The organism is Paenibacillus sp. GCM10027629 (assembly GCF_042676425.1).
Classification (GTDB): domain Bacteria; phylum Bacillota; class Bacilli; order Paenibacillales; family Paenibacillaceae; genus Paenibacillus_K; species Paenibacillus_K terrigena.
The window spans coordinates 40,840-60,623 of sequence record NZ_JBHTGZ010000001.1 but is presented as its reverse complement, the minus strand read 5'-3'; the positions used below and the strand labels follow the sequence as shown (position 1 = coordinate 60,623).

The 19,784-nt window shown below is 44.2% G+C and carries 31 protein-coding genes and 1 rRNA gene; 2 read left to right on the top strand and 30 right to left on the bottom strand.

Going from position 1 to position 19,784, the window contains the following annotated elements; translation table 11 throughout:
• Both ACFQZR_RS00380 and ACFQZR_RS00375 read right to left on the bottom strand, forming a co-directional pair.
• Positions 1-348 (bottom strand): 16S ribosomal RNA (locus ACFQZR_RS00380); the annotation flags it as partial.
• 322 nt (positions 349-670) lie between these two features.
• The gene (locus ACFQZR_RS00375; RefSeq protein ID WP_314590951.1) at positions 671-904 is read right to left on the bottom strand and encodes a hypothetical protein; all 234 of its coding nucleotides are present in this window, start codon (positions 902-904) and stop codon (positions 671-673) included.
• Positions 905-1,136: 232 nt separating this feature from the next.
• Between ACFQZR_RS00375 and pdaB the strand changes: the two genes are divergently transcribed.
• Both pdaB and gerD read left to right on the top strand, forming a co-directional pair.
• Positions 1,137-1,940, top strand: a complete 804-nt coding sequence (gene pdaB, locus ACFQZR_RS00370) for a polysaccharide deacetylase family sporulation protein PdaB (RefSeq protein ID WP_379341766.1) — start codon at positions 1,137-1,139, stop codon at positions 1,938-1,940.
• A 147-nt stretch (positions 1,941-2,087) separates the two neighbouring features.
• Positions 2,088-2,768 (top strand): spore germination lipoprotein GerD, encoded by a 681-nt coding sequence (gene gerD / locus ACFQZR_RS00365; RefSeq protein WP_379341764.1) that lies wholly within the window; start codon positions 2,088-2,090, stop codon positions 2,766-2,768.
• A gap of 39 nt (positions 2,769-2,807) precedes the next feature.
• Here gerD and ACFQZR_RS00360 read toward each other — a convergent pair whose 3' ends face one another.
• From ACFQZR_RS00360 to rpsQ, 28 genes are all read right to left on the bottom strand, one after another.
• Complete coding sequence (locus tag ACFQZR_RS00360) at positions 2,808-3,908, bottom strand: Mrp/NBP35 family ATP-binding protein (RefSeq protein WP_379341761.1); 1,101 nt, start codon at positions 3,906-3,908, stop codon at positions 2,808-2,810.
• Between the two features lie 63 nt (positions 3,909-3,971).
• Positions 3,972-4,739 (bottom strand): N-acetylmuramoyl-L-alanine amidase CwlD, encoded by a 768-nt coding sequence (gene cwlD / locus ACFQZR_RS00355; RefSeq protein WP_379341759.1) that lies wholly within the window; start codon positions 4,737-4,739, stop codon positions 3,972-3,974.
• A gap of 254 nt (positions 4,740-4,993) precedes the next feature.
• The gene (gene sat, locus ACFQZR_RS00350) at positions 4,994-6,163 is read right to left on the bottom strand and encodes a sulfate adenylyltransferase (RefSeq protein WP_379341757.1); all 1,170 of its coding nucleotides are present in this window, start codon (positions 6,161-6,163) and stop codon (positions 4,994-4,996) included.
• Between the two features lie 28 nt (positions 6,164-6,191).
• Positions 6,192-6,884 (bottom strand): phosphoadenylyl-sulfate reductase, encoded by a 693-nt coding sequence (locus ACFQZR_RS00345; protein ID WP_379341755.1) that lies wholly within the window; start codon positions 6,882-6,884, stop codon positions 6,192-6,194.
• 283 nt (positions 6,885-7,167) lie between these two features.
• Positions 7,168-7,560: a 30S ribosomal protein S9 gene (gene rpsI / locus ACFQZR_RS00340; RefSeq protein WP_018759684.1), complete on the bottom strand. Its 393-nt coding sequence runs from the start codon at positions 7,558-7,560 to the stop codon at positions 7,168-7,170.
• A gap of 20 nt (positions 7,561-7,580) precedes the next feature.
• The gene (gene rplM, locus ACFQZR_RS00335) at positions 7,581-8,018 is read right to left on the bottom strand and encodes a 50S ribosomal protein L13 (RefSeq protein WP_018759685.1); all 438 of its coding nucleotides are present in this window, start codon (positions 8,016-8,018) and stop codon (positions 7,581-7,583) included.
• Between the two features lie 166 nt (positions 8,019-8,184).
• Positions 8,185-8,976: a tRNA pseudouridine(38-40) synthase TruA gene (gene truA, locus ACFQZR_RS00330; RefSeq protein ID WP_379341752.1), complete on the bottom strand. Its 792-nt coding sequence runs from the start codon at positions 8,974-8,976 to the stop codon at positions 8,185-8,187.
• 438 nt (positions 8,977-9,414) lie between these two features.
• Positions 9,415-9,780 (bottom strand): 50S ribosomal protein L17, encoded by a 366-nt coding sequence (rplQ, locus tag ACFQZR_RS00325; RefSeq protein ID WP_018759687.1) that lies wholly within the window; start codon positions 9,778-9,780, stop codon positions 9,415-9,417.
• Between the two features lie 28 nt (positions 9,781-9,808).
• Positions 9,809-10,753, bottom strand: coding sequence for a DNA-directed RNA polymerase subunit alpha (locus tag ACFQZR_RS00320; protein WP_379341750.1), 945 nt, complete (start codon positions 10,751-10,753; stop codon positions 9,809-9,811).
• A gap of 123 nt (positions 10,754-10,876) precedes the next feature.
• Positions 10,877-11,272, bottom strand: coding sequence for a 30S ribosomal protein S11 (gene rpsK / locus ACFQZR_RS00315; protein WP_018753969.1), 396 nt, complete (start codon positions 11,270-11,272; stop codon positions 10,877-10,879).
• An 18-nt stretch (positions 11,273-11,290) separates the two neighbouring features.
• On the bottom strand, positions 11,291-11,659 hold the full coding sequence (rpsM, locus tag ACFQZR_RS00310; RefSeq protein WP_018759689.1) for a 30S ribosomal protein S13: 369 nt from the start codon (positions 11,657-11,659) through the stop codon (positions 11,291-11,293).
• Between the two features lie 19 nt (positions 11,660-11,678).
• The gene (gene rpmJ / locus ACFQZR_RS00305; protein WP_003333770.1) at positions 11,679-11,792 is read right to left on the bottom strand and encodes a 50S ribosomal protein L36; all 114 of its coding nucleotides are present in this window, start codon (positions 11,790-11,792) and stop codon (positions 11,679-11,681) included.
• Positions 11,793-11,853: 61 nt separating this feature from the next.
• Positions 11,854-12,069: a translation initiation factor IF-1 gene (gene infA / locus ACFQZR_RS00300; protein ID WP_015847200.1), complete on the bottom strand. Its 216-nt coding sequence runs from the start codon at positions 12,067-12,069 to the stop codon at positions 11,854-11,856.
• Between the two features lie 2 nt (positions 12,070-12,071).
• Positions 12,072-12,383, bottom strand: coding sequence for a KOW domain-containing RNA-binding protein (locus ACFQZR_RS00295; RefSeq protein ID WP_040676098.1), 312 nt, complete (start codon positions 12,381-12,383; stop codon positions 12,072-12,074).
• Positions 12,384-12,386: 3 nt separating this feature from the next.
• A complete protein-coding gene (gene map / locus ACFQZR_RS00290) occupies positions 12,387-13,139 on the bottom strand; it encodes a type I methionyl aminopeptidase (RefSeq protein WP_018759691.1) in 753 nt (250 codons plus the stop codon).
• 5 nt (positions 13,140-13,144) lie between these two features.
• Positions 13,145-13,789, bottom strand: a complete 645-nt coding sequence (locus tag ACFQZR_RS00285) for an adenylate kinase (protein WP_379341747.1) — start codon at positions 13,787-13,789, stop codon at positions 13,145-13,147.
• Positions 13,790-13,875: 86 nt separating this feature from the next.
• On the bottom strand, positions 13,876-15,177 hold the full coding sequence (secY, locus tag ACFQZR_RS00280) for a preprotein translocase subunit SecY (protein ID WP_379341745.1): 1,302 nt from the start codon (positions 15,175-15,177) through the stop codon (positions 13,876-13,878).
• Positions 15,177-15,617: a 50S ribosomal protein L15 gene (gene rplO / locus ACFQZR_RS00275; protein ID WP_018759694.1), complete on the bottom strand. Its 441-nt coding sequence runs from the start codon at positions 15,615-15,617 to the stop codon at positions 15,177-15,179. The genes secY and rplO overlap by 1 nt, the downstream gene beginning before the upstream one ends.
• 47 nt (positions 15,618-15,664) lie before the next feature.
• Positions 15,665-15,850: a 50S ribosomal protein L30 gene (gene rpmD, locus ACFQZR_RS00270; RefSeq protein WP_018759695.1), complete on the bottom strand. Its 186-nt coding sequence runs from the start codon at positions 15,848-15,850 to the stop codon at positions 15,665-15,667.
• Positions 15,851-15,863: 13 nt separating this feature from the next.
• Positions 15,864-16,361 (bottom strand): 30S ribosomal protein S5, encoded by a 498-nt coding sequence (gene rpsE / locus ACFQZR_RS00265; RefSeq protein WP_018759696.1) that lies wholly within the window; start codon positions 16,359-16,361, stop codon positions 15,864-15,866.
• 24 nt (positions 16,362-16,385) lie between these two features.
• Positions 16,386-16,754 (bottom strand): 50S ribosomal protein L18, encoded by a 369-nt coding sequence (gene rplR, locus ACFQZR_RS00260; RefSeq protein WP_379341741.1) that lies wholly within the window; start codon positions 16,752-16,754, stop codon positions 16,386-16,388.
• Between the two features lie 75 nt (positions 16,755-16,829).
• Entirely contained in the window at positions 16,830-17,372 is a 543-nt protein-coding gene (gene rplF, locus ACFQZR_RS00255) for a 50S ribosomal protein L6 (protein WP_018759698.1), read from the bottom strand.
• 28 nt (positions 17,373-17,400) lie between these two features.
• Positions 17,401-17,799: a 30S ribosomal protein S8 gene (gene rpsH, locus ACFQZR_RS00250; RefSeq protein ID WP_018759699.1), complete on the bottom strand. Its 399-nt coding sequence runs from the start codon at positions 17,797-17,799 to the stop codon at positions 17,401-17,403.
• 31 nt (positions 17,800-17,830) lie between these two features.
• Entirely contained in the window at positions 17,831-18,016 is a 186-nt protein-coding gene (locus tag ACFQZR_RS00245) for a type Z 30S ribosomal protein S14 (protein WP_074961883.1), read from the bottom strand.
• Positions 18,017-18,066: 50 nt separating this feature from the next.
• The gene (gene rplE, locus ACFQZR_RS00240) at positions 18,067-18,609 is read right to left on the bottom strand and encodes a 50S ribosomal protein L5 (protein ID WP_018759700.1); all 543 of its coding nucleotides are present in this window, start codon (positions 18,607-18,609) and stop codon (positions 18,067-18,069) included.
• A 32-nt stretch (positions 18,610-18,641) separates the two neighbouring features.
• Positions 18,642-18,995, bottom strand: coding sequence for a 50S ribosomal protein L24 (gene rplX / locus ACFQZR_RS00235; protein WP_018759701.1), 354 nt, complete (start codon positions 18,993-18,995; stop codon positions 18,642-18,644).
• Positions 18,996-19,060: 65 nt separating this feature from the next.
• Positions 19,061-19,429 carry a 50S ribosomal protein L14 gene (rplN, locus tag ACFQZR_RS00230; RefSeq protein ID WP_018759702.1) on the bottom strand — a complete coding sequence of 123 codons (369 nt, stop codon included), beginning with the start codon at positions 19,427-19,429 and terminating at the stop codon, positions 19,061-19,063.
• A gap of 34 nt (positions 19,430-19,463) precedes the next feature.
• Positions 19,464-19,730, bottom strand: a complete 267-nt coding sequence (gene rpsQ / locus ACFQZR_RS00225) for a 30S ribosomal protein S17 (RefSeq protein ID WP_018759703.1) — start codon at positions 19,728-19,730, stop codon at positions 19,464-19,466.
• Positions 19,731-19,784 lie beyond the last annotated feature (54 nt).

Below are 19,784 nucleotides of genomic sequence, written 5' to 3'. Positions count from 1 at the left end.
CGTAGGAGTCTGGGCCGTGTCTCAGTCCCAGTGTGGCCGTTCACCCTCTCAGGTCGGCTACGCATCGTCGCCTTGGTGAGCCATTACCCCACCAACTAGCTAATGCGCCGCAGGCCCATCTGTAAGTAGCAGATTACTCCGCTTTTCCCAGCTCAGTCATGCGACCAAGCTGATTATTCGGTCTTAGCTACCGTTTCCGGTAGTTATCCCGATCTTACAGGCAGGTTGCCTACGTGTTACTCACCCGTCCGCCGCTAAGTTATCCCCGAAGGAATAACTCCGCTCGACTTGCATGTATTAGGCACGCCGCCAGCGTTCGTCCTGAGCCAGGATCAAACTCTCCAATAAAGTGTTTGACTTGCTCATAAACTTGCTAGCGAGATCATTACTGATCCCATTTATTGCTTTAATTCACTCGTTGTTCAGTTTTCAAAGATCAATCATTTCATGAAAGTATTCTATCGAAAACTCTCTTTTTTTGTCGTCCGTTGTTTCAGCGGCGACTTTTATAATATATCACATTCAGCTATCGTTTGGCAAGCTTTTTTTTGAAGTTTTTTTCGAACATTCATTTTTCTGCTTGCCCCGATTGACTTTACGTCAAAAGCGGAACGAGAAATAATATATCACGAATTGCAATTAGGCGTCAACACTTTTTTGCATTTATTTTTTATTGTTTTTTAGGGACAGGAAATTGTCGATTGCGCACGTATTTAGATAGTTCTTTCGGTGAAGCAAAACGTGCATACATACGGAAGACTGTCTTGTATCGATTCGCTATTGCATGACGGATTTCATATTCCAATCTAGAATCACTCAGATCAAGAAGCATTTCATCTAATTCTTTTCGTAGCACATAGTCCAGCTCTTTGCATTCCTTATCGTTGAACAACAAACCTAACATAATCTGTAGTGCCTCCTTCAAATATGCCTCGATCTTTAGCGCGTATGGTTTTTGTCATTCCTCTATTCGGAATTTAACTCCGCTTTAATGTTATGCTCATAATTTGGAAATTTTATGATCATTTCCCAAAAAGGAATTTCTTCAGCGCTAGGTCATAACTTCCATGTACGAGCATACATTTTAGTAAACAAGCAAGGACACGTCCTATATAAGGAAAGGAGACTGCCAAACGATGAATTTCTATGTGTTTAATGGCAAAAAGATTAAAAGGTATTTCTTTTTATTCGTCGCTTTAGTATTTGCAGTTGGGGTAGTATATGTAGAGAGTGATAATATTACGGTGTTCTCTGAGGGTGCCCCTTCAGCAGTCTACAATGTTCCAACAGAGAAAAAACTTATTGCCCTCACCTTCGATATCAGCTGGGGTGATAAGCGTACCGAGCCAATCCTAGATATTTTGCAGCAAAAAGGATTGCAAAAAGCAACCTTCTTCCTCTCCTCCCCTTGGAGCAAAACACATACGGATCTTGTAAAGAAAATTGCGGACTCCGGCTATGAGATCGGCAGCCATGGTCATAAGCACGTGAATTACAGCACCTTGAGTGATGAGGATATTTCAAAACAAATTAAAACAGCACACAGCATTCTCTCCGATTTAACCGGAAAGTCACCAACGCTAATCCGGATGCCTAATGGTGATTTTGACAAAAGAGTGCTTCGCATTGCGGATAGCCTTAACTACAAAGTTATTCAATGGGATACGGACTCCTTGGATTGGAAGAACCCTGGTGTTGATGAAATTGTTAATCGTGTCGTAACGAAAGCTCATCCTGGAGACATCGTTCTAATGCACGCAAGTGACTCCTGTAAAGAAACGCATTTAGCCCTCCCGATCATCATCGATCAGCTCCGTGCGAAAGGTTATGAGTTTGTCACTGTATCAGAGCTGCTAAATCAAACCGAAATTAAGAGCAACCCTGTACGGGATCAGAATACGGTCAACAATACAAATCTCGATCCAGCCGTCAATATGTAATTAAGTCTTAGCGCCTTCTCCCTATGCATGGGACGAGGGCGTTTTTTTACTATGTACTTCGTCGCGATTTATCCAAATACATACATAATAAATCCCTCCTATTCAGGCATACTACATTTGTAAAGTCTACGGAAGGAGAAATTCCGAATGCAAAAATTCAATCAAATTCGTGGGTTAGCTATCGTTCTTATTCTCACCCTAACGCTAACCGCCTGTATGTCCGAACAACAGACATCTTCTGCACAACCTGATTATAAAGAAATGAAAGCCATGGTCGTCGATATTCTAAAGACGGAAGAAGCCCAAAAAGCGATTCAACAATCTAGCGGATCCAGCGGCAGTACGCAAATGCAAATGTTAAGCAGCCCCGTAGGCAAAGAACAGATTCGAACAGCAGTAAAAGATACATTAACTTCCCCAGAATATAATAAGGAACTAGAGAAGATAATGAAGGATCCTAAATTTGCAGGTGAATTCGCAAGCGCGATTAACAAGGACAATAAAAAAATACACAAAGAGCTCATCAAAGATCCCGTATACCAGCAATCGGTCGCAGATATACTCAAGTCTCCTGATCTATCCAAAATGTATCTCGATCTCACGAAAACACCAGAATTTCGGAAGCAAGTCATGACCATCGTCAAAGATTCTATGTCAAGTCCACTGTTCAAAATGCAAGTCATGGAGCTCCTTACCAAAGTTGTTCAAGAAGAACTACAGCCGAAGCAGCAAGAACAAGGGAAGAAGAAAGGCGGCGGTGGTGGCGGTGGTCAAGGCGGCGAAGGTGGTGGAGGCGAAGGAGGCGGTGGTGGAGGCGGTGGGCAGTAAGCTTTTGCCTACATATAACTCAAAAGGTTGAGCATCAGCTCAACCTTTTTCATTTTTCTGTATAATTTGCTTCGCTATATCATCGTAGATCCGGCCCGTCTCTGTATTGGCACGATAAACTGAAGGCGAGAAGTCTGGCTCTGACGGATGATTATCCGGCGCTCCCAGCGGAATCTGTGCGAGCAAGTCACAATTCAAGGATTCTGCAAGTCGCGCACCGCCTCCACGCCCAAATATGTAATCCTTATGTCCGCAATCTCCACATGCATAGTAGGACATATTCTCAACAACACCTATAATCTCATGCTTCGTATGGATAGCCATTGTACCAGCTCTAGCCGCAACAAATGCCGCTGTCGCATGTGGTGTCGTTACAATAATTTCTTGGCTCTGCGGTAACATTTGGTGGACATCCAGCGCAATATCTCCGGTCCCTGGTGGCAAATCTAAGAGCATATAATCAAGTTCGCCCCAGTTCACTTCTTGGAAAAAGTTGCGCAGCATTTTGCCGAGCATCGGACCGCGCCATACAATCGGACTGTTATCTTCTACGAAGAACCCCATGGAAATAACTTTAACGCCAAATCGTTCAATTGGAATAATGCGCTCATTCAAAATCTCAGGTCGTTCTTCAATGCCCATCATATCAGGTACACTGAATCCATAGATATCCGCATCGATAATGCCTACTCTACGTCCTTGCCGTGCAAGTGCTGCCGCGATATTCACTGTGACTGTTGATTTACCTACGCCGCCCTTGCCACTCGCGATCGCAATAAACTTGGTACTGGATTCTGGGTGCAGGAGTGGATGGCTCTCCATACCGGCTCCATGACCTTTTGGCGGCTCCTGTTGCCCTGATTGGCTTCTACTCCCTGCCGCCTCAGCTTTTTCATGCTCTGACATAACTCTGAACCGTACATGGATATCCTGTATACCTGCTTCGGTTAGTTTCTCACGAATCTGACGTTCTAATTGAAATCGATGCTGCTCCTGCTCCGACGAAGTGACGACCGTTAAGGATACTTTATTTTCTTTTGCCATAATATCCCTGACATATTGATGTTCGACAATATTCTGACCTGTTATAGGGTCAACGATATCTCGTAATGCTTCAAGCACTTGTTCTTTAGCCCCCATGATGCCAGCACCTCTACTTTATAGAATGGTTAACTACTCAGCTTGATTATAGCATAAATCTTCCTAAGGTTTGCCAATCTGTTCACCTGAGATATACCGAAGTATCCCTGTGTAGATGGAAGCAGATACTCTGCGTTGATACTTCTCGTCTGCGAGCAATTGCGACTCTTGCGGATGCGATAGAAATCCCACTTCTACGAGAGCGGTTGGAATCTGCAGCGCTTTTAATAAATATACATTCGTCGTGACAATCTTGGCGACACGATCTGTATTCTCCAGATTTCGCTTCATCTCCGTCTGAATAAATTTGGCAAGCCGCTCATTCTCCGGATTATTGGAGGTAAAGAAGGTTTGCGCTCCACTCCATCGATTCGACGGGAAGCTATTCATATGAATACTAATGAGAAGATCAACCTTCTGCTTCTCAATAATCTCCACACGACGATGCAGATCCTCCGTTTTTCGCTTACGAAGCTTGGTTGTCCCTTCTTGTGCCAGATCGTAATCCCCTTCACGCGTCAACACAACAACCGCACCGGCCTGCTGCAGGAAGTCTCTTAAATAGAGAGCGATCGTTAAATTTATATCTTTCTCGATGACACCTTGCTTGCTTACAGCTCCCCCATCAGGCCCTCCATGTCCTGCATCAATCGCAATCACTTTACCGGATAAAGGTAGTGTCCAGTAAGTCCATGTTTTCGTTGAAGGCACTTCATATGTAAAAATAACGGTTAACAGGACGAGCAAGCACGCCGCGATAATCCATTTTTTAAAATCGCGAAGTTGAATCAGGATCACAGTCTTCTTACGATGCCCTCTTCTTTTCCCCATAAAAAAACCACCTCCGTTCCCATACAGACTCCTAATCATCTATATGGGACGAGGTGGACAAATATACCTTTTACGTACGTGTTCAAAAAGTCGGCTTTTCAGCATCGAGAAGGTTGCGTGAACCCGAAGAAGGAGGAACGGAATTTAGGCAAAACCTAAATGAGTACCGGACTTCGAGGGTGAGCGCAAGATTCGATGTCGAACCACCGCTTGAAATACTTCGTGATCAAAAGTTGACTTTTTGAACAACTTATTTAAGTTGTGACTTGCTCGGCCATGCCTTCAATTAAAATTTTGGCGACAACCGGTCTCGAGAATTCAGGTGGAGGACAAATGCCGTCACGCAGCAAAGCGCGTACCTTCGTTCCCGATAGCGTTAAGTGATCTTCTTTGGGATGTGGACAAGTTTTGCTAGAAGCCATATTGCCACATGTCGTACAGAAGAAACTATGCTCGAAGAACAATAAAGTTATCCCCAGCTCTTCTGAAGTGAAATTGCTGAATATCTCTTGTGCTTCATACGTTCCATAGTAGTCCCCAACGCCCGCATGATCACGGCCGACAATAAAGTGTGTACATCCGAAGTTCTTGCGTACCATCGCATGGAAAACTGCTTCTCTCGGTCCTGCATAGCGCATCGCAGCTGGGAATACACCGAGGAAAGTTCGATCCTGTGGATAATAATTCTCGAGAAGGGCTACATAGCTCTTCATCCGTACATTTGCCGGAACATCATCGGACTTCGTCTCACCTACAAGTGGGTTCAAGAATAAAGCATCCACAATTTCCATTGCGCTCTTCTGGATATATTCATGTGCACGATGTACAGGATTACGAGTCTGGAAGCCTACAACGGTTCTCCATCCCTTCTCAGCGAAGATTTGACGCGTCTCAGCCGGATCGTAATAGAATTCCCGAAACTTCTCAGGTTGTGGTCTGTTGAGTACTGTGATATCCCCGCCTACATAGATATTCGAGCGCTCAAGCAGCTTCTGCACACCAGGATGCGCCGTGTCATCTGTCTTGAATACTTGCTTCGCTTCATAAGCGTGATCCACAGTATAAACACTATCAATGTGGATAATCCCATAAATCACATCATCCAGCTCACCTACGAGCGCGACTTGTTCACCTGTGGATAACAATTTAGCTTGTACGGGATCCACAGATAGCGTAATCGGGATACTCCACACCGTTCCATCTGCGAGACGCATCCGGTCTACGACAGATCGATAATTCTCTTCGTCCATAAACCCTGACAATGGTGAAAAAGCACCTACACCGATTAGATCTAAATCCGAAATGGTCCACGTATTGATACGAATGGATTGCAAGGATGCTGCTTGAGCTAGCAAACGTTCCCGTTCTTCACCATTTACAACACGGTTGATCAATTTGCCGCCATGCGGTTGAATTGTAGTCATTAACGCTGTCCTCCTCGATTCTTAGTCCTTATTTATGCAAACCGCATTCGGTCTTCTCATGCCCTGACCAACGTCCTGCACGTGGATCTTCACCTGGCATGACTTGGCGCGTACAGTAGGAGCAGCCAATGCTCGGATAATGTTGATCATGCAAAGGATTATAGATCACATCGTTCGCACGAATGTAATTCCATACGTCTTCGGAAGTCCAATGCGCTATCGGGTTAAATTTAATGAGTCCAAATTTATAATCATATTCGATTTTCTTCGCGTTTGCCCGCGTCGGTGCCTGATCACGGCGGATACCTGTAACCCAAGCGTCATACTTGCCCAAAATCTCCGTTAACGGCTCCACTTTACGGATGTTACAGCATTCATTCGGAGCAGATTTCCACAATTCTTCGCCATACTTCTCAGCTTGCTCTACAGGTGTCAATTTCGGGAATGCACGAACAAATTCGAGGTTATAGCGTTCTGCTAATCGATCTCTTGTTGCATAGGTCTCAGGGAAATGAAAATCGGTATCCAGATAAAAAATGTCCGTCTTCGGACTGATCCGCTGCAGCATATCAACAAGTACGACATCTTCCGCACCAAAGCTGCAAGCAAACGTCATGTTAGGGAATGTTGTAACAGCCCATTCTAAAATAGCTTCAGGACTTGCACTTTCAAGTTCCACTGCTTTCTGTTCCACCAATGCTTCTTTCTCAAATAAGTTCATACGTATACTCCCTCTTCGCACTTAATTTTAATTCCGAGTAAACATCTATGAATATAATAATTATATTATAAATCTTGCCAGTTAAATGTCAATCCTTTTCCTTTGAAATTACTGGGCTATTTAGCATATCTATTCGGTTGTGAATAAAGTGTGCATAGACGAAATAGATGTCTTATTCAGGATGTGGATAAAAGTCGACGTGGTGTATGGAAGATGACTGATTGTGGATAAATGCAAAAAACACCTTTCCTGCCGAAGCAAGAAAGGTGTTCGATGAATAATATTAACGTTTGGAGAATTGTGGCGCGCGACGAGCTGCTTTAAGACCGTATTTTTTACGCTCTTTCATACGAGGGTCACGAGTCAAGAATCCTGCTTTTTTAAGCGATGGACGGAACTCAGGGTCTGCTTTAAGCAATGCACGGGAGATACCGTGACGAATTGCTCCTGCTTGACCAGACATACCGCCACCATGAGCGATAACAAGAACATCGTACTTAGACAATGTTTCTGTTAGGTTCAAAGGTTGTTTTACGATCAATTTCAATGTTTCCAAACCGAAATATTCGTTGATATCACGTTTATTGATTAGGATACGTCCTTCACCCGGTACAAGGCGAACACGAGCTACCGAATGTTTACGACGACCTGTACCATAGTATTGTACTTGTGCCATGAAACTGTCCTCCTTTTTTATTAACCGCGAAGTTCGTAAACTTCTGGTTTTTGTGCTGCGTGTGGATGTTCGGAACCTGCATATACTTTCAATTTAAGCTTCATTGCGTTACCAAGACGGTTCTTAGGAAGCATGCCGTGAATAGCTTGTTCCAAAACGCGCTCTGGGAACTTTTTGATCATATCTTGAGCAGGAGTTACTTTCAAACCGCCGGAGTAAAGGGAGTGACTGTAGTAGTTCTTGTCCGTCATTTTTTTACCCGTTAGAACGATTTTCTCTGCATTGATGATAACTACAAAATCTCCTGTATCTACATGTGGAGTAAATTGTGGTTTGTGTTTACCGCGAATCAGGCTAGCAGCTTCAGTCGCAAGACGACCAAGTGTTTTACCTTCAGCGTCAATGATGTACCATTTACGCTCAACTTCATTTGGCTTCGCCATATATGTGCTACGCATTGAATAGATCCTCCTTATATTGTGGAAAAGCAAATTTCCGATTTATATTCGTTCATTATTATCGTTGTTATATCTGTTTTTTCAAAAGTAATCTTAAATGGGGCTGTGGGAAAGCCATTAAGAAAACACAAGCTTTATCTTACAATATTCAGGCCTAAAAAGCAAGCTATTTTTCCAGGTTTATGTCACTCAATTCATAACCGACTTCCCAGAGCGTCAAGCCGTGTGAAACAGCCGTAGGCCCCGCAGCTGCGCGATCCATCTGAGCGATGATTCCGGGTATATCCTCACTCTTAAACTTGCCTTGTCCAACTCGAAGCAAAGTTCCCATCATGATCCGCACCATGTGCTGAAGAAATCCATTCCCTGTCACATAGGTGTGGATAATACCTTGATCTCTTGTACCTGGAATCGCTGAACTAACATCGTGTTCCATCCACGCTTTATAAATCGTGCGAACATGACTGTCCTTCGTCGATTTACGGGAGGCAAACGAAGTGTAGTCGAACGTTCCTACCATATGCGTTAACGCTTTACGCATTTCTTCGATGTCTAGTTTCGTAGGATGATGAAATTCATAAGATCGGTTGAAGACATCAGGAAAAGCATTTGCGTTAATCGTATAGCGGTACGTCTTCCAATGCGCACTGTAGCGCGAATGGAACGACAAAGGCACTTCTTGAGCGGACCGAATAACGATATCGTTCGGGAGCCGTGTATTGAGGGCAAGACACCATCGTTCAATGGGGATCGCCGATTGCGTCTCGAAATTGAAGACCTGCGCCCGTGCATGCACACCAGCGTCTGTACGGCCTGAAGAGATAATCTTCACCGTCTCATCGGTCAGCGCTCGGATAGAGGCTTCAATATGATCTTGTATGGTATTCTCGCCAGGCTGCGTCTGGAAGCCGTGGTAACGAGTTCCGTCGTAGCTGACGACCATAAAAAGATTGCGCATATGGATCCTCCCCCGATGATGTATTGTTTGGCTTCGAAGCGTTAATGTTGATCTTAGTTGTTATTCTTCGAAGCTAGAACGCTACCAGAGGTAGCCGTTCCCCCTCAAAGATCTTAAGCGTTCCCGCACGACTTCAAGCGTGTTCTGCAAACCTAAGCCGGTGCCGTGAGGCATTCGGTTTAGGTTTGCAGGACAGACGCGGTCCCCCACCCAACGCCGCCATCGAAGCACCAAAAGCACCACCGTTGAGCGACAGTTAAACGGGTGTCCAGAGGGCAGAGCCCTCTGGGGTCCCCCTTACTGAGGAGGAAGGGGGATTTAGGGGGATGGTCGAAAAAGTCCTTTATGCACATCGAGGACAGGAGTCCCCAATGTGCAAAAGAAAAAAGGGCTTGTTCAGAATCCGAGGATTCTGTCCACCCTTTCTCATAAGGTCAATTAAGCACGATCCACTAATTCTAAGTAAACCATAGGAGCTGAGTCTCCACGACGAGGCCCCAGTTTTAGAATACGCGTGTATCCACCTGGACGCTCCGAGTAACGAGTGGCTAATTCCGAGAACAATTTTTGAATTGCATCTTGCTCACCGTTAATCGTTTCGCGACGAACATAAGCTGCTACTTGACGACGCGCGTGAAGATCACCTTGCTTCGCTTTCGTAATCAGCTTTTCAGCGATCGAACGAACTTCTTTCGCTTTTGCTTCAGTCGTTTGAATGCGCTCATATAAGAACAAGTCAGTAACCAAGTCACGGAACAATGCCTTACGTGCGCTAGAGTTACGACCTAACTTTTGGTATGCCATATTTTTCCCCTCCTTGCTGCAGTTAAGATTAGTCTTCCATCCGTAAACCCAAACCTAGCTCTTCGAGTTTCTCTTGAACTTCTTCCAAAGATTTGCGTCCGAGGTTACGGACTTTCATCATATCTTCTTCCGTTTTCGTGATCAACTCTTGAACGGTATTGATACCAGCGCGTTTCAAGCAGTTATAAGAACGAACGGAAAGATCGAGTTCCTCGATAGTCATCTCTAGAACTTTCTCTTTCTTATCTTCTTCTTTTTCAACCATGATTTCCGCATCTTTCGCTTCGTCCGTCAATCCTACGAAGAGCATCAAATGCTCTGTTAAGATTTTCGCACCAAGGCTCACTGCTTCTTCAGGTCGAATACTACCGTCAGTCCACACTTCGAGGGTCAGTTTGTCATAATTCGTTACTTGCCCGACACGAGTGTTCTCAATCGTGTAGTTCACACGTGAAATTGGCGTGTAGATCGAATCCACTGGGATCACACCAATTGGTTGATCCTCAGATTTATTCTTATCTGCTTGCACATAACCGCGGCCACGATTTGCAAAGATACGCATATGCAAACGTGAACCAGGCGATAGTGTTGCAATGTGAAGATCTGGATTCAAGATTTCAACATCGCTATCAGCGCGAATGTCTCCAGCTGTAACCGGACCTTCACCTTCCGCATCAATCTCCAACACTTTTTCTTCGTCGGAATGAATTTTAAGCGATAGGCCTTTTAAGTTTAGAATGATTTCCGTTACGTCTTCAATGACGCCCGGAATCGTCGAGAACTCATGAAGCACACCATCGATTTGCACCGATGTTACTGCCGCACCTGGAAGCGATGATAGTAGAATACGACGCAAAGAGTTACCAAGCGTTGTACCATAACCACGTTCAAGCGGTTCTACAACGAATTTCCCGTAAGTCCCCTCATCATTGAGATCAACGGTTTCTATTTTCGGCTTTTCGATTTCAATCACTGAATTACCCTCCTTCAAAACGTCGTTCCGTTTGAAACCTTCTTTTCAGTCGAGTCATGTAGTATGTCTAAACAACCATTATTAGCAAGTTGTTAGTAATTTATACCACACTAAGGTCTGCCATTAGACACGACGACGTTTTGGCGGGCGGCATCCATTATGCGGGATAGGAGTAACGTCTTTGATCATGTTAACTTCAAGACCTGCTGCTTGCAAAGAGCGGATTGCCGCTTCGCGACCAGCACCTGGACCTTTAACCATAACCTCAACAGATTTCATCCCGTGTTCCATTGCTGCTTTAGCTGCAGATTCTGCTGCCATTTGCGCTGCGAATGGAGTACTTTTACGCGATCCTTTGAATCCAAGACCGCCTGAGCTCGCCCAAGAAATTGCATTTCCGTGCGGGTCAGTAATCGTTACGATCGTGTTGTTGAACGTAGAACGAATATGAGCAACGCCGGATTCAATATTTTTGCGATCACGACGTTTCGTACGTACGACTTTTTTCGGTTTAGCCATGTCTGTTATCCTCCCTTCTTATTTCTTTTTATTCGCTACAGTACGACGAGGACCTTTACGCGTACGAGCGTTAGTTTTTGTACGTTGTCCACGAACCGGAAGACCACGACGGTGACGAACACCACGGTAGCAACCAATCTCGATTAAACGTTTAATATTCAAACTGATTTCACGACGAAGGTCACCTTCAACCTTGATCGTTTTGTCGATAACCTCACGAAGTTTACTAACTTCGTCCTCTGTTAAGTCGCGAACACGAGTGTTCACATCAATGCCTGTTGTGCTTAGGATTTTCTGGGAAGTTGTTCTTCCAATACCGAAAATGTAAGTTAAGGCGATCTCAACGCGCTTATCACGTGGCAAATCCACACCAGCTATACGTGCCATTTTACGCTACACCCCCTTCTTAACCTTGTTTTTGTTTGTGCTTAGGATTTTCGCAAATTACCATTACGTTCCCTTTGCGGCGAATGACTTTGCATTTTTCGCAAATTGGTTTTACAGAAGGTCTCACCTTCATGTTAATTACCTCCTAAAAGTTTCTGCAATAGAAACTGGATTACACGATATAGATCCGGGACCTATTTGCGGTACGTTATACGACCTCTGGATAAATCATAAGGTGATAACTGTATGACCACTTTGTCTCCTGTTAGGATACGAATGAAGTGCATCCGCAACTTACCAGAAACGTGGGCAAGAATTTGATGACCATTCTCCAGCTCAACTTTAAACATTGCATTCGGCAACGGTTCAATAACCGTTCCTTCTACTTCAATGACATCTTCTTTAGCCACAGTTATTCTCCTTTCTGTGCATGATTTGCGGTGGTTGCAATAAACTTGGAAATCGCAAAACGAAGTTTCCCGTTCGTTACCCGACCGCTCTCGTCTAAACTGTTAACAACTTCAGCACTTATTTCACTCAACAATTGCAAATGTATGAGGTTCTTCTTCTTAGGCTGGTCAAACTTTCGTTTGTCCCCATCAGCTAGGAGTATGAACTTGGAATCAACGATTCCGACGATAACCGCATATTGTCCAGCATCACGACCTCGTAAGATTTGAACGATCTGACCGATTTGGGGCATTTGATTGTTATTCACATTCATCACCTAGCTATCTAGTCTCGTCAAAATTTCTAAGCCATCCTCTGTAACAGCAACGGTGTGTTCAAAGTGAGCACAAATATCGCCGTTCAACGTTACAACCGTCCAATTATCTTGTAACGTCTTCACATACCGTTCGCCCGCAATGACCATCGGCTCAATAGCCAAGACCATGCCAGGTTTCAACCTCGGACCGCGATCGGGAGTACCATAGTTCGGAATCTGAGGTTCTTCATGGAGGTTCTCTCCAATGCCGTGCCCTACATATTCACGAACAACTGAAAAACCGGCATCTTCAATGCAGCGTTGAATCGCGTAAGAAATTGTATATAAACGAACATCCGGTTTGACAAGCGCGAGTCCAGCATACAAGGATTGTTCTGTTACCTCTAAGAGTTTCTTAGCTGTGTCAGAAATTTCACCAACCGGATAGGTCCATGCCGAATCGCCATGGTAACCACGATACTGAGCCCCGATGTCAATACTTATGATGTCGCCCTCGTTTAATTTCCGATCGCCGGGTATGCCATGAACCAACTCTTCATTGACTGAAGCGCAAATGCTTCCAGGAAAACCATTGTAGCCTTTGAAAGAAGGTGTAGCATTCTGACTACGAATATAGTTCTCCGCGATTGCGTCTAACTCTCTAGTCGTAATGCCTGGTTGAACGGATTTTGACATCAAACGATGCGTTTCCGCAACAATCCTACCTGCTTCCTTCATGAAGCCTAACTCCACTTCAGACTTACAAATGATCATTACGTCTAACCTCTCAGTAAAGATACAATCTCCGAAGTAACTGTATCGATTTCTTTCTCCCCGTCCACTTGGCGAAGCAGCCCCTTAGCGTCATAGTAAGCTAATAATGGCGCCGTTTTGTTGATATACTCATCAAGACGCGTACCCACTTTTTCTTCCGAGTCGTCCGAACGTTGGTACAATTCGCCGGAGCATTTATCACATACGCCGGATTGTTGTGGTGGATTGAAAATGACATGGTAGGTAGCGCCGCATGATTTACAAATCCGACGCCCTGTTAAGCGCGCAAGAAGTAAATCGCGATCCACCTTTAGGTCAATGACATGATCGAGTTTACGACTCATCGACGTAAGGATATCATCCAAAGCTTCGGCTTGAGAAAGTGTTCTAGGGAATCCATCAAGTAGGAATCCTTTCTCACAATCTGGCTGCGCGAGTCTTTCACGAACGATCCCAATCGTCACATCATCGGGTACAAGCAAACCTTGATCAATATATTCTTTGGCTTTAATACCAATTGGAGTACCTTGCTTCATCGCTAGACGAAATGCATCGCCCGTCGAAATGTGGGGAACACCGAATTCATTGACAATACGTTCTGCCTGCGTTCCTTTTCCTGCCCCAGGAGGCCCCATGAAAAGAATGTTCATTGAACTTCATCCTCCTCTTAACGAAGAAACAGCACAATAGGTGCCAGAGCGAATGCCGCGAACGGTCTCGCACAGGAACCTATTGACTATTTGTTAATGAAACCTTTGTAGTGGCGTTTCATTAATTGGCTTTCGATTTGCTTCATCGTATCCAAAGCAACCCCAATAACGATCAGTAGGGATGTTCCCCCGATTTGCACGGATTTAGGCAATCCGGCAAGTGCACCGAAAAATACAGGGAGAATCGAAACTGCCGCTAAGAAGATCGCACCAGATAACGTAATTCTCGACATGACTTTCGTCAAGTACGAAGAAGTTGGTTTGCCTGGACGGATACCAGGAATGTATCCACCGTTCTTTTTCATCTGGTCTGCCATCTGAACGGGATTGATCTGCACGAATGTGTAGAAGAATGTAAATCCAACGATCATCAGGACATAAAGAACCATACCGAGCGGTTTGTCATGCGAGAAGTTCTGGATAACCCAAGTTGCCCAAGGCTTATCAGCCCAGAACTGTGCAATTGTAATCGGGAACATCAAGAGTGAGGATGCGAAGATTACCGGAATAACCCCTGCGCCGTTCACTTTCAATGGAATGTGTGTATTTTGTCCACCGTACATTTTGTTCCCTACAACACGCTTCGCATATTGTACTGGAATTTTACGTACACCCTGCTGGATAAAGATTACACCCACAATTATCGCGAGGATCACAAGCAAAATAAGAATCACTTTCGTAATACTAAAGAACGTATTTGCTGTAGCATCCGCAAATTCTGCTGTGTAGATCTCACGCATCATTTCTGGGAATCTGGATACGATACCCGCGAAAATCAGAATTGAAATCCCGTTGCCGATGCCCTTCTCTGTAATTTGCTCACCGAGCCACATGAGGAAGGATACACCTGCTGTTAATACAATTGCAATAACGAGATACGTCGTTATACTTGCATTTGGAACCATTGTGAAGTTATACAATCGGTTAAACCCGATTGCTGTACCGTATGCTTGGATAAGACCAAGTATTACGGTACCATAACGAGTAATTTGGGCGAGTTTACGTTTACCGAGCTCGCCTTCTTTAGCCCATTCTGCGAACTTCGGAATGACATCCATCGACAGAAGCTGTACGATGATGGATGCTGTGATATATGGCATAATCCCGAGAGCAAAGATAGAAAAATGGAACAATGCACCACCAGAGAATGTGTTCAGCAAGCCGAACAAGTCACTGCCCTGTTGGCCAGCCATTGTGAAAACCGATTTGTCGACACCCGGTACTGGAATAAAAGCACCGATACGGTAAACGATCAAAATCATTAGTGTAAATAAGATTCTTTTTCTAAGGTCTTCAACTCGCCATATATTGGACAGCGTTTTAAACATTAGATCACCTCGGTTTTACCGCCGGCAGCCTCGATTTTCTCTACCGCAGATTGAGAGAACTTATTTGCTTTAACAGTAAGTTTTACAGTAACTTCACCGTTTCCTAGAACCTTGATTCCAGCTTTAGGATTGTTTACAATACCGCGCTCCATAAGTACCTCTGGAGTTACTTCAGTACCTTCTGCAAAGTTGTTAAGTTCCTCGATGTTTACAATAGCAAACTCTTTACGAGTAGGGTTATTGAAACCGCGTTTCGGCAAGCGACGATATAGTGGATTTTGTCCACCTTCGAAACCTGGGCGCACGCCACCGCCAGAACGAGCGTTTTGACCTTTGTGACCGCGACCCGATGTTTTACCCGTGCCGCTCGAAGTACCGCGACCTACGCGCTTGCGTTCTTTGCGGGCACCTGGAGAAGAAACAAGTTCATGTAACTTCATCGTTCGTTGCACCTCCTTTATAGTTCTAAACATTCATGTATTTAAGCTTAAGCTTCAACTTCTTGAACAGAAACCAAGTGGTTAACTTGGTTAACCATTCCACGAATCGCCGGGCTATCGTTATGAACAACAGTTTGGTTGATTTTACGCAATCCAAGGCTGTTGACCGTTTTACGTTGTGTTTCCGGACGACCAATCAAACTGCGAACGAGGGTAACTTGTAATTTAGCCAACGTGAATCCCTCCTTAACCTAACAGTTCTTCTACGGTTTTACCGCGCAATTTAGCAACATCTTCGGCACGTTTCAAGCGAGACAAGCCTTCAAGAGTTGCATTCACCATATTCATGGAGTTCGAAGAACCTAAAGATTTTGTTAAAATATCGCCTACACCAGCAAGCTCAAGAACCGCACGAACCGGTCCGCCTGCGATAACTCCAGTACCTTCCGAAGCTGGCTTCAAAAGAACATGGCCTGCTCCGAATTTGCCGTTAACAAGGTGAGGAATTGTTGTTCCTACGAATGGTACGTGGATCAGGTTTTTCTTAGCATCTTCGATACCTTTGCGGATCGCATCAGGTACTTCAGAAGCTTTACCGATACCAGCGCCAACCCAACCTTTGCCGTCGCCGACAACTACTAGCGCACTAAAGCTGAAACGGCGTCCGCCTTTTACAACTTTCGCTACGCGATTAATATTTACAACTTTTTCAGTTAGTTCTAAAGTGTTCGGATCTACACGCAAGTCGTTTACCTCCTTATAAATTGATTAGAATTCAAGACCTGCTTCGCGAGCTGCGTCAGCTAATGCTTGAATCCGTCCATGATACAAATAACCGCCACGATCGAAAACAACTTGCACGTAGCCAGCTTCTTTCGCACGTTTAGCGACTAATTCGCCAACTTTACGAGCAGCCTCAACGTTACCGCCGTTTCCAACTTGGCCTTGTAATTCTTTATCCATTGTGGAAGCAGCTGCTACAGTTTTTCCAGTTACATCATCGATCAATTGTGCGTACACATGTTTCGATGAACGGAAAACGCTCAAACGAGGGCGAGCTGTTGTTCCTTCAATTTTCTTACGAACACGAAGGTGTCTTTTCAAACGAGCTTTGTTTTTATCTCCTTTGGTAATCATGCCTTGTTCACTCCCTTCTGTCTGCCATATGGCCCCAAGGGCCTTTAAGCTACAAGCAAAAGATCAACGACGATCTTATTTTTTCTTACCAGCTTTACCTTCTTTACGGATAATACGTTCGCCTTCGTACTTAATACCTTTACCTTTATACGGCTCAGGTTCACGAACGGAACGGATTTTCGCAGCATAAGCACCTACGCGCTCTTTGTCGATCCCTTTAACGATAATTTTCGTGTTAGAAGGAACTTCGAACTCGATGCCTGCTTCTGGTGTAATCTCAACTGGGTGAGAGTAACCAACGTTAAGAACGACTTTATCACCGGATTTATTCGCACGGTAACCTACGCCGACAAGCTCAAGGTTTTTAGAGAAACCTTCAGTTACACCACTAACCATGTTAGAAATGACCGAACGAGTTGTACCGTGTAATGAACGATGAAGTTTATTATCAGAAGGACGAACAATCGTGATCACGTTCTCCTCAACAGATACTGTCATATCTTTGTGGACTTCACGAGTTAAAGTTCCTTTAGGTCCTTTAACTGTAATGTTGCTGTTATCTAAAGTGACTGTTACGCCACTTGGTACTGTAATTGGTTTGCGACCAATACGAGACATATGTGCACCTCCTATCTTTACGGTTGTATTACCAAACGTAGCAGACTACTTCTCCGCCGGATTTCGTTTGACGAGCTTCTTTATCTGTCATAACTCCTTTGGATGTGGAGATAATCGCAATACCCAATCCACCCAATACGCGAGGAACTTCATTGCTCTTCGTGTATACGCGTAGACCTGGCTTACTGATTCTCTTCAAACCGGAGATGACACGTTCATTGTTAGAGCCGTATTTCAAGAAAATACGGATAATCCCTTGTTTGTTATCTTCGATATATTCAGCGTCGCGGATGAAACCTTCACGCTTAAGGATTTCTGCGATTTGCTTCTTAATAGTCGAAGCAGGCATTTCAACCGTCTCATGACGCACTACGTTCGCGTTGCGAATGCGTGTTAGCATATCTGCAATCGGATCTGACATAACCATAAGTGTAAACCTCCTTCCCGTTGTAGGGTGATTACCAACTTGCTTTTTTAACGCCAGGGATCTGGCCTTTATACGCTAATTCGCGGAAACAAATCCGGCAAATTTTAAATTTCTGTAATACGGAATGTGGACGACCACAACGCTCGCAACGTGTGTAAGCACGTACTTTATATTTCGGTGTGCGTTGTTGTTTAACTTTCATCGAAGTTTTTGCCACTTATTTTTGCACCTCCTGCAAACTTGTCTACCAAGTTATCCTCGTAAGGATTATTTTACGAAAGGCATGCCAAGTTGAGTTAACAACTCGCGGGACTCTTCGTCAGTTTTAGCTGTTGTTACGATAACGATATCCATACCGCGTACTTTATCAACTTTATCGTATTCAACCTCTGGGAAAATTAATTGCTCTTTCAAACCAAGTGTGTAGTTACCGCGACCATCAAATGCTTTGTTCGATACACCGCGGAAGTCACGTACACGAGGAAGCGTAATGTTGAACAATTTGTCTAAGAAGTAGTACATACGCTCGCCACGAAGTGTTACTTTAACACCGATTGGCATATTCTCACGAAGTTTGAATCCAGCGATGGATTTCTTCGCACGAGTAATAACCGGCTTTTGACCTGCAATTAACTGCATGTCCGCTACTGCTGCATCAAGCACTTTGGAGTTAGCAACTGCGTCGCCCACACCCATGTTGATTACAACTTTCTCGATTTTTGGTACTTGCATTACCGTCGAGTAGTTGAACTTTTGCATTAACGCTGGCGTAATTTCATTTAAGAAACGCTCTTTCATTCTTGCTGCCATGTTACATGGACCTCCTTTCTTTCAAAAGTGGATTAGTCGATAACTTCTCCGGATTTTTTCGCTACGCGAACTTTTTTACCGTTATCCAATACTTTGTATCCGATACGTGTTACGCCGCCGCTCTTAGGATCCACGTGCATGACGTTCGATACGTGAACTGGAGCTTCTTGCTCGATAATTCCGCCTTGTGGATTCGCTTGAGATGGCTTCGCATGCTTCTTGATCATGTTTACACCTTCCACAAGAACGCGGTTTTCGCGAGGATATGCTGCGATAACGCGACCTTTTTTGCCTTTATCTTTACCCGAAATAACAATAACCGTATCGTCTTTTTTCACGTGCAATTTATTGTTATGAGATTCGAGAACCTTCTTCAATCTCGGCATTTCGTTACACCTCCTGTTTCTTGCAACAAGCAAGTCGATCTGTTCATGTCCCTAATCATAGGGAATTAGATTACTTCAGGAGCCAAGGAAACGATTTTCATGAAGTCTTTGTCGCGAAGTTCGCGAGCAACAGGTCCGAAAATACGAGTTCCGCGTGGTCCTTTATCGTCCTTAACAACAACCGCTGCATTCTCGTCAAATGCGATGTAAGATCCGTCTTTACGACGTACAGAACGCTTCGTACGTACGATAACAGCTTTTACAACATCACCCTTTTTGACAACGCCGCCTGGTGTTGCTTGTTTGACAGAACATACAATTACGTCACCAATGTGGCCAACACGACGTCCTGTGCCACCTAATACACGGATACACATTAATTCTTTTGCACCAGAGTTATCAGCGACAGCTAAACGTGTAAATGGTTGAATCATTCAAATTTCCTCCTTTCGGGAAAATGAGCCGTCCTTAGATGATTACTGCTTTCTCGATAATTTCAACGAGTCTCCAGCGTTTATCTTTGGAGATTGGACGAGTTTCCATGATTTTAACGGAATCGCCAATTTTTGCTTCATTATTCTCATCATGCGCTTTAAATTTCTTCGTATATTTAATACGCTTGTGATACAAATCATGCATTTTGTATGTTTCAACAGCAACAACGATTGATTTATCCATCTTGTCACTTACCACTTTACCGATTTGCACTTTACGAGCATTACGTTCTTCGCTCATATTCTGCCTCCTTCCTGAATCCAATATGTCTGATGTTACCTATGACATATGTTT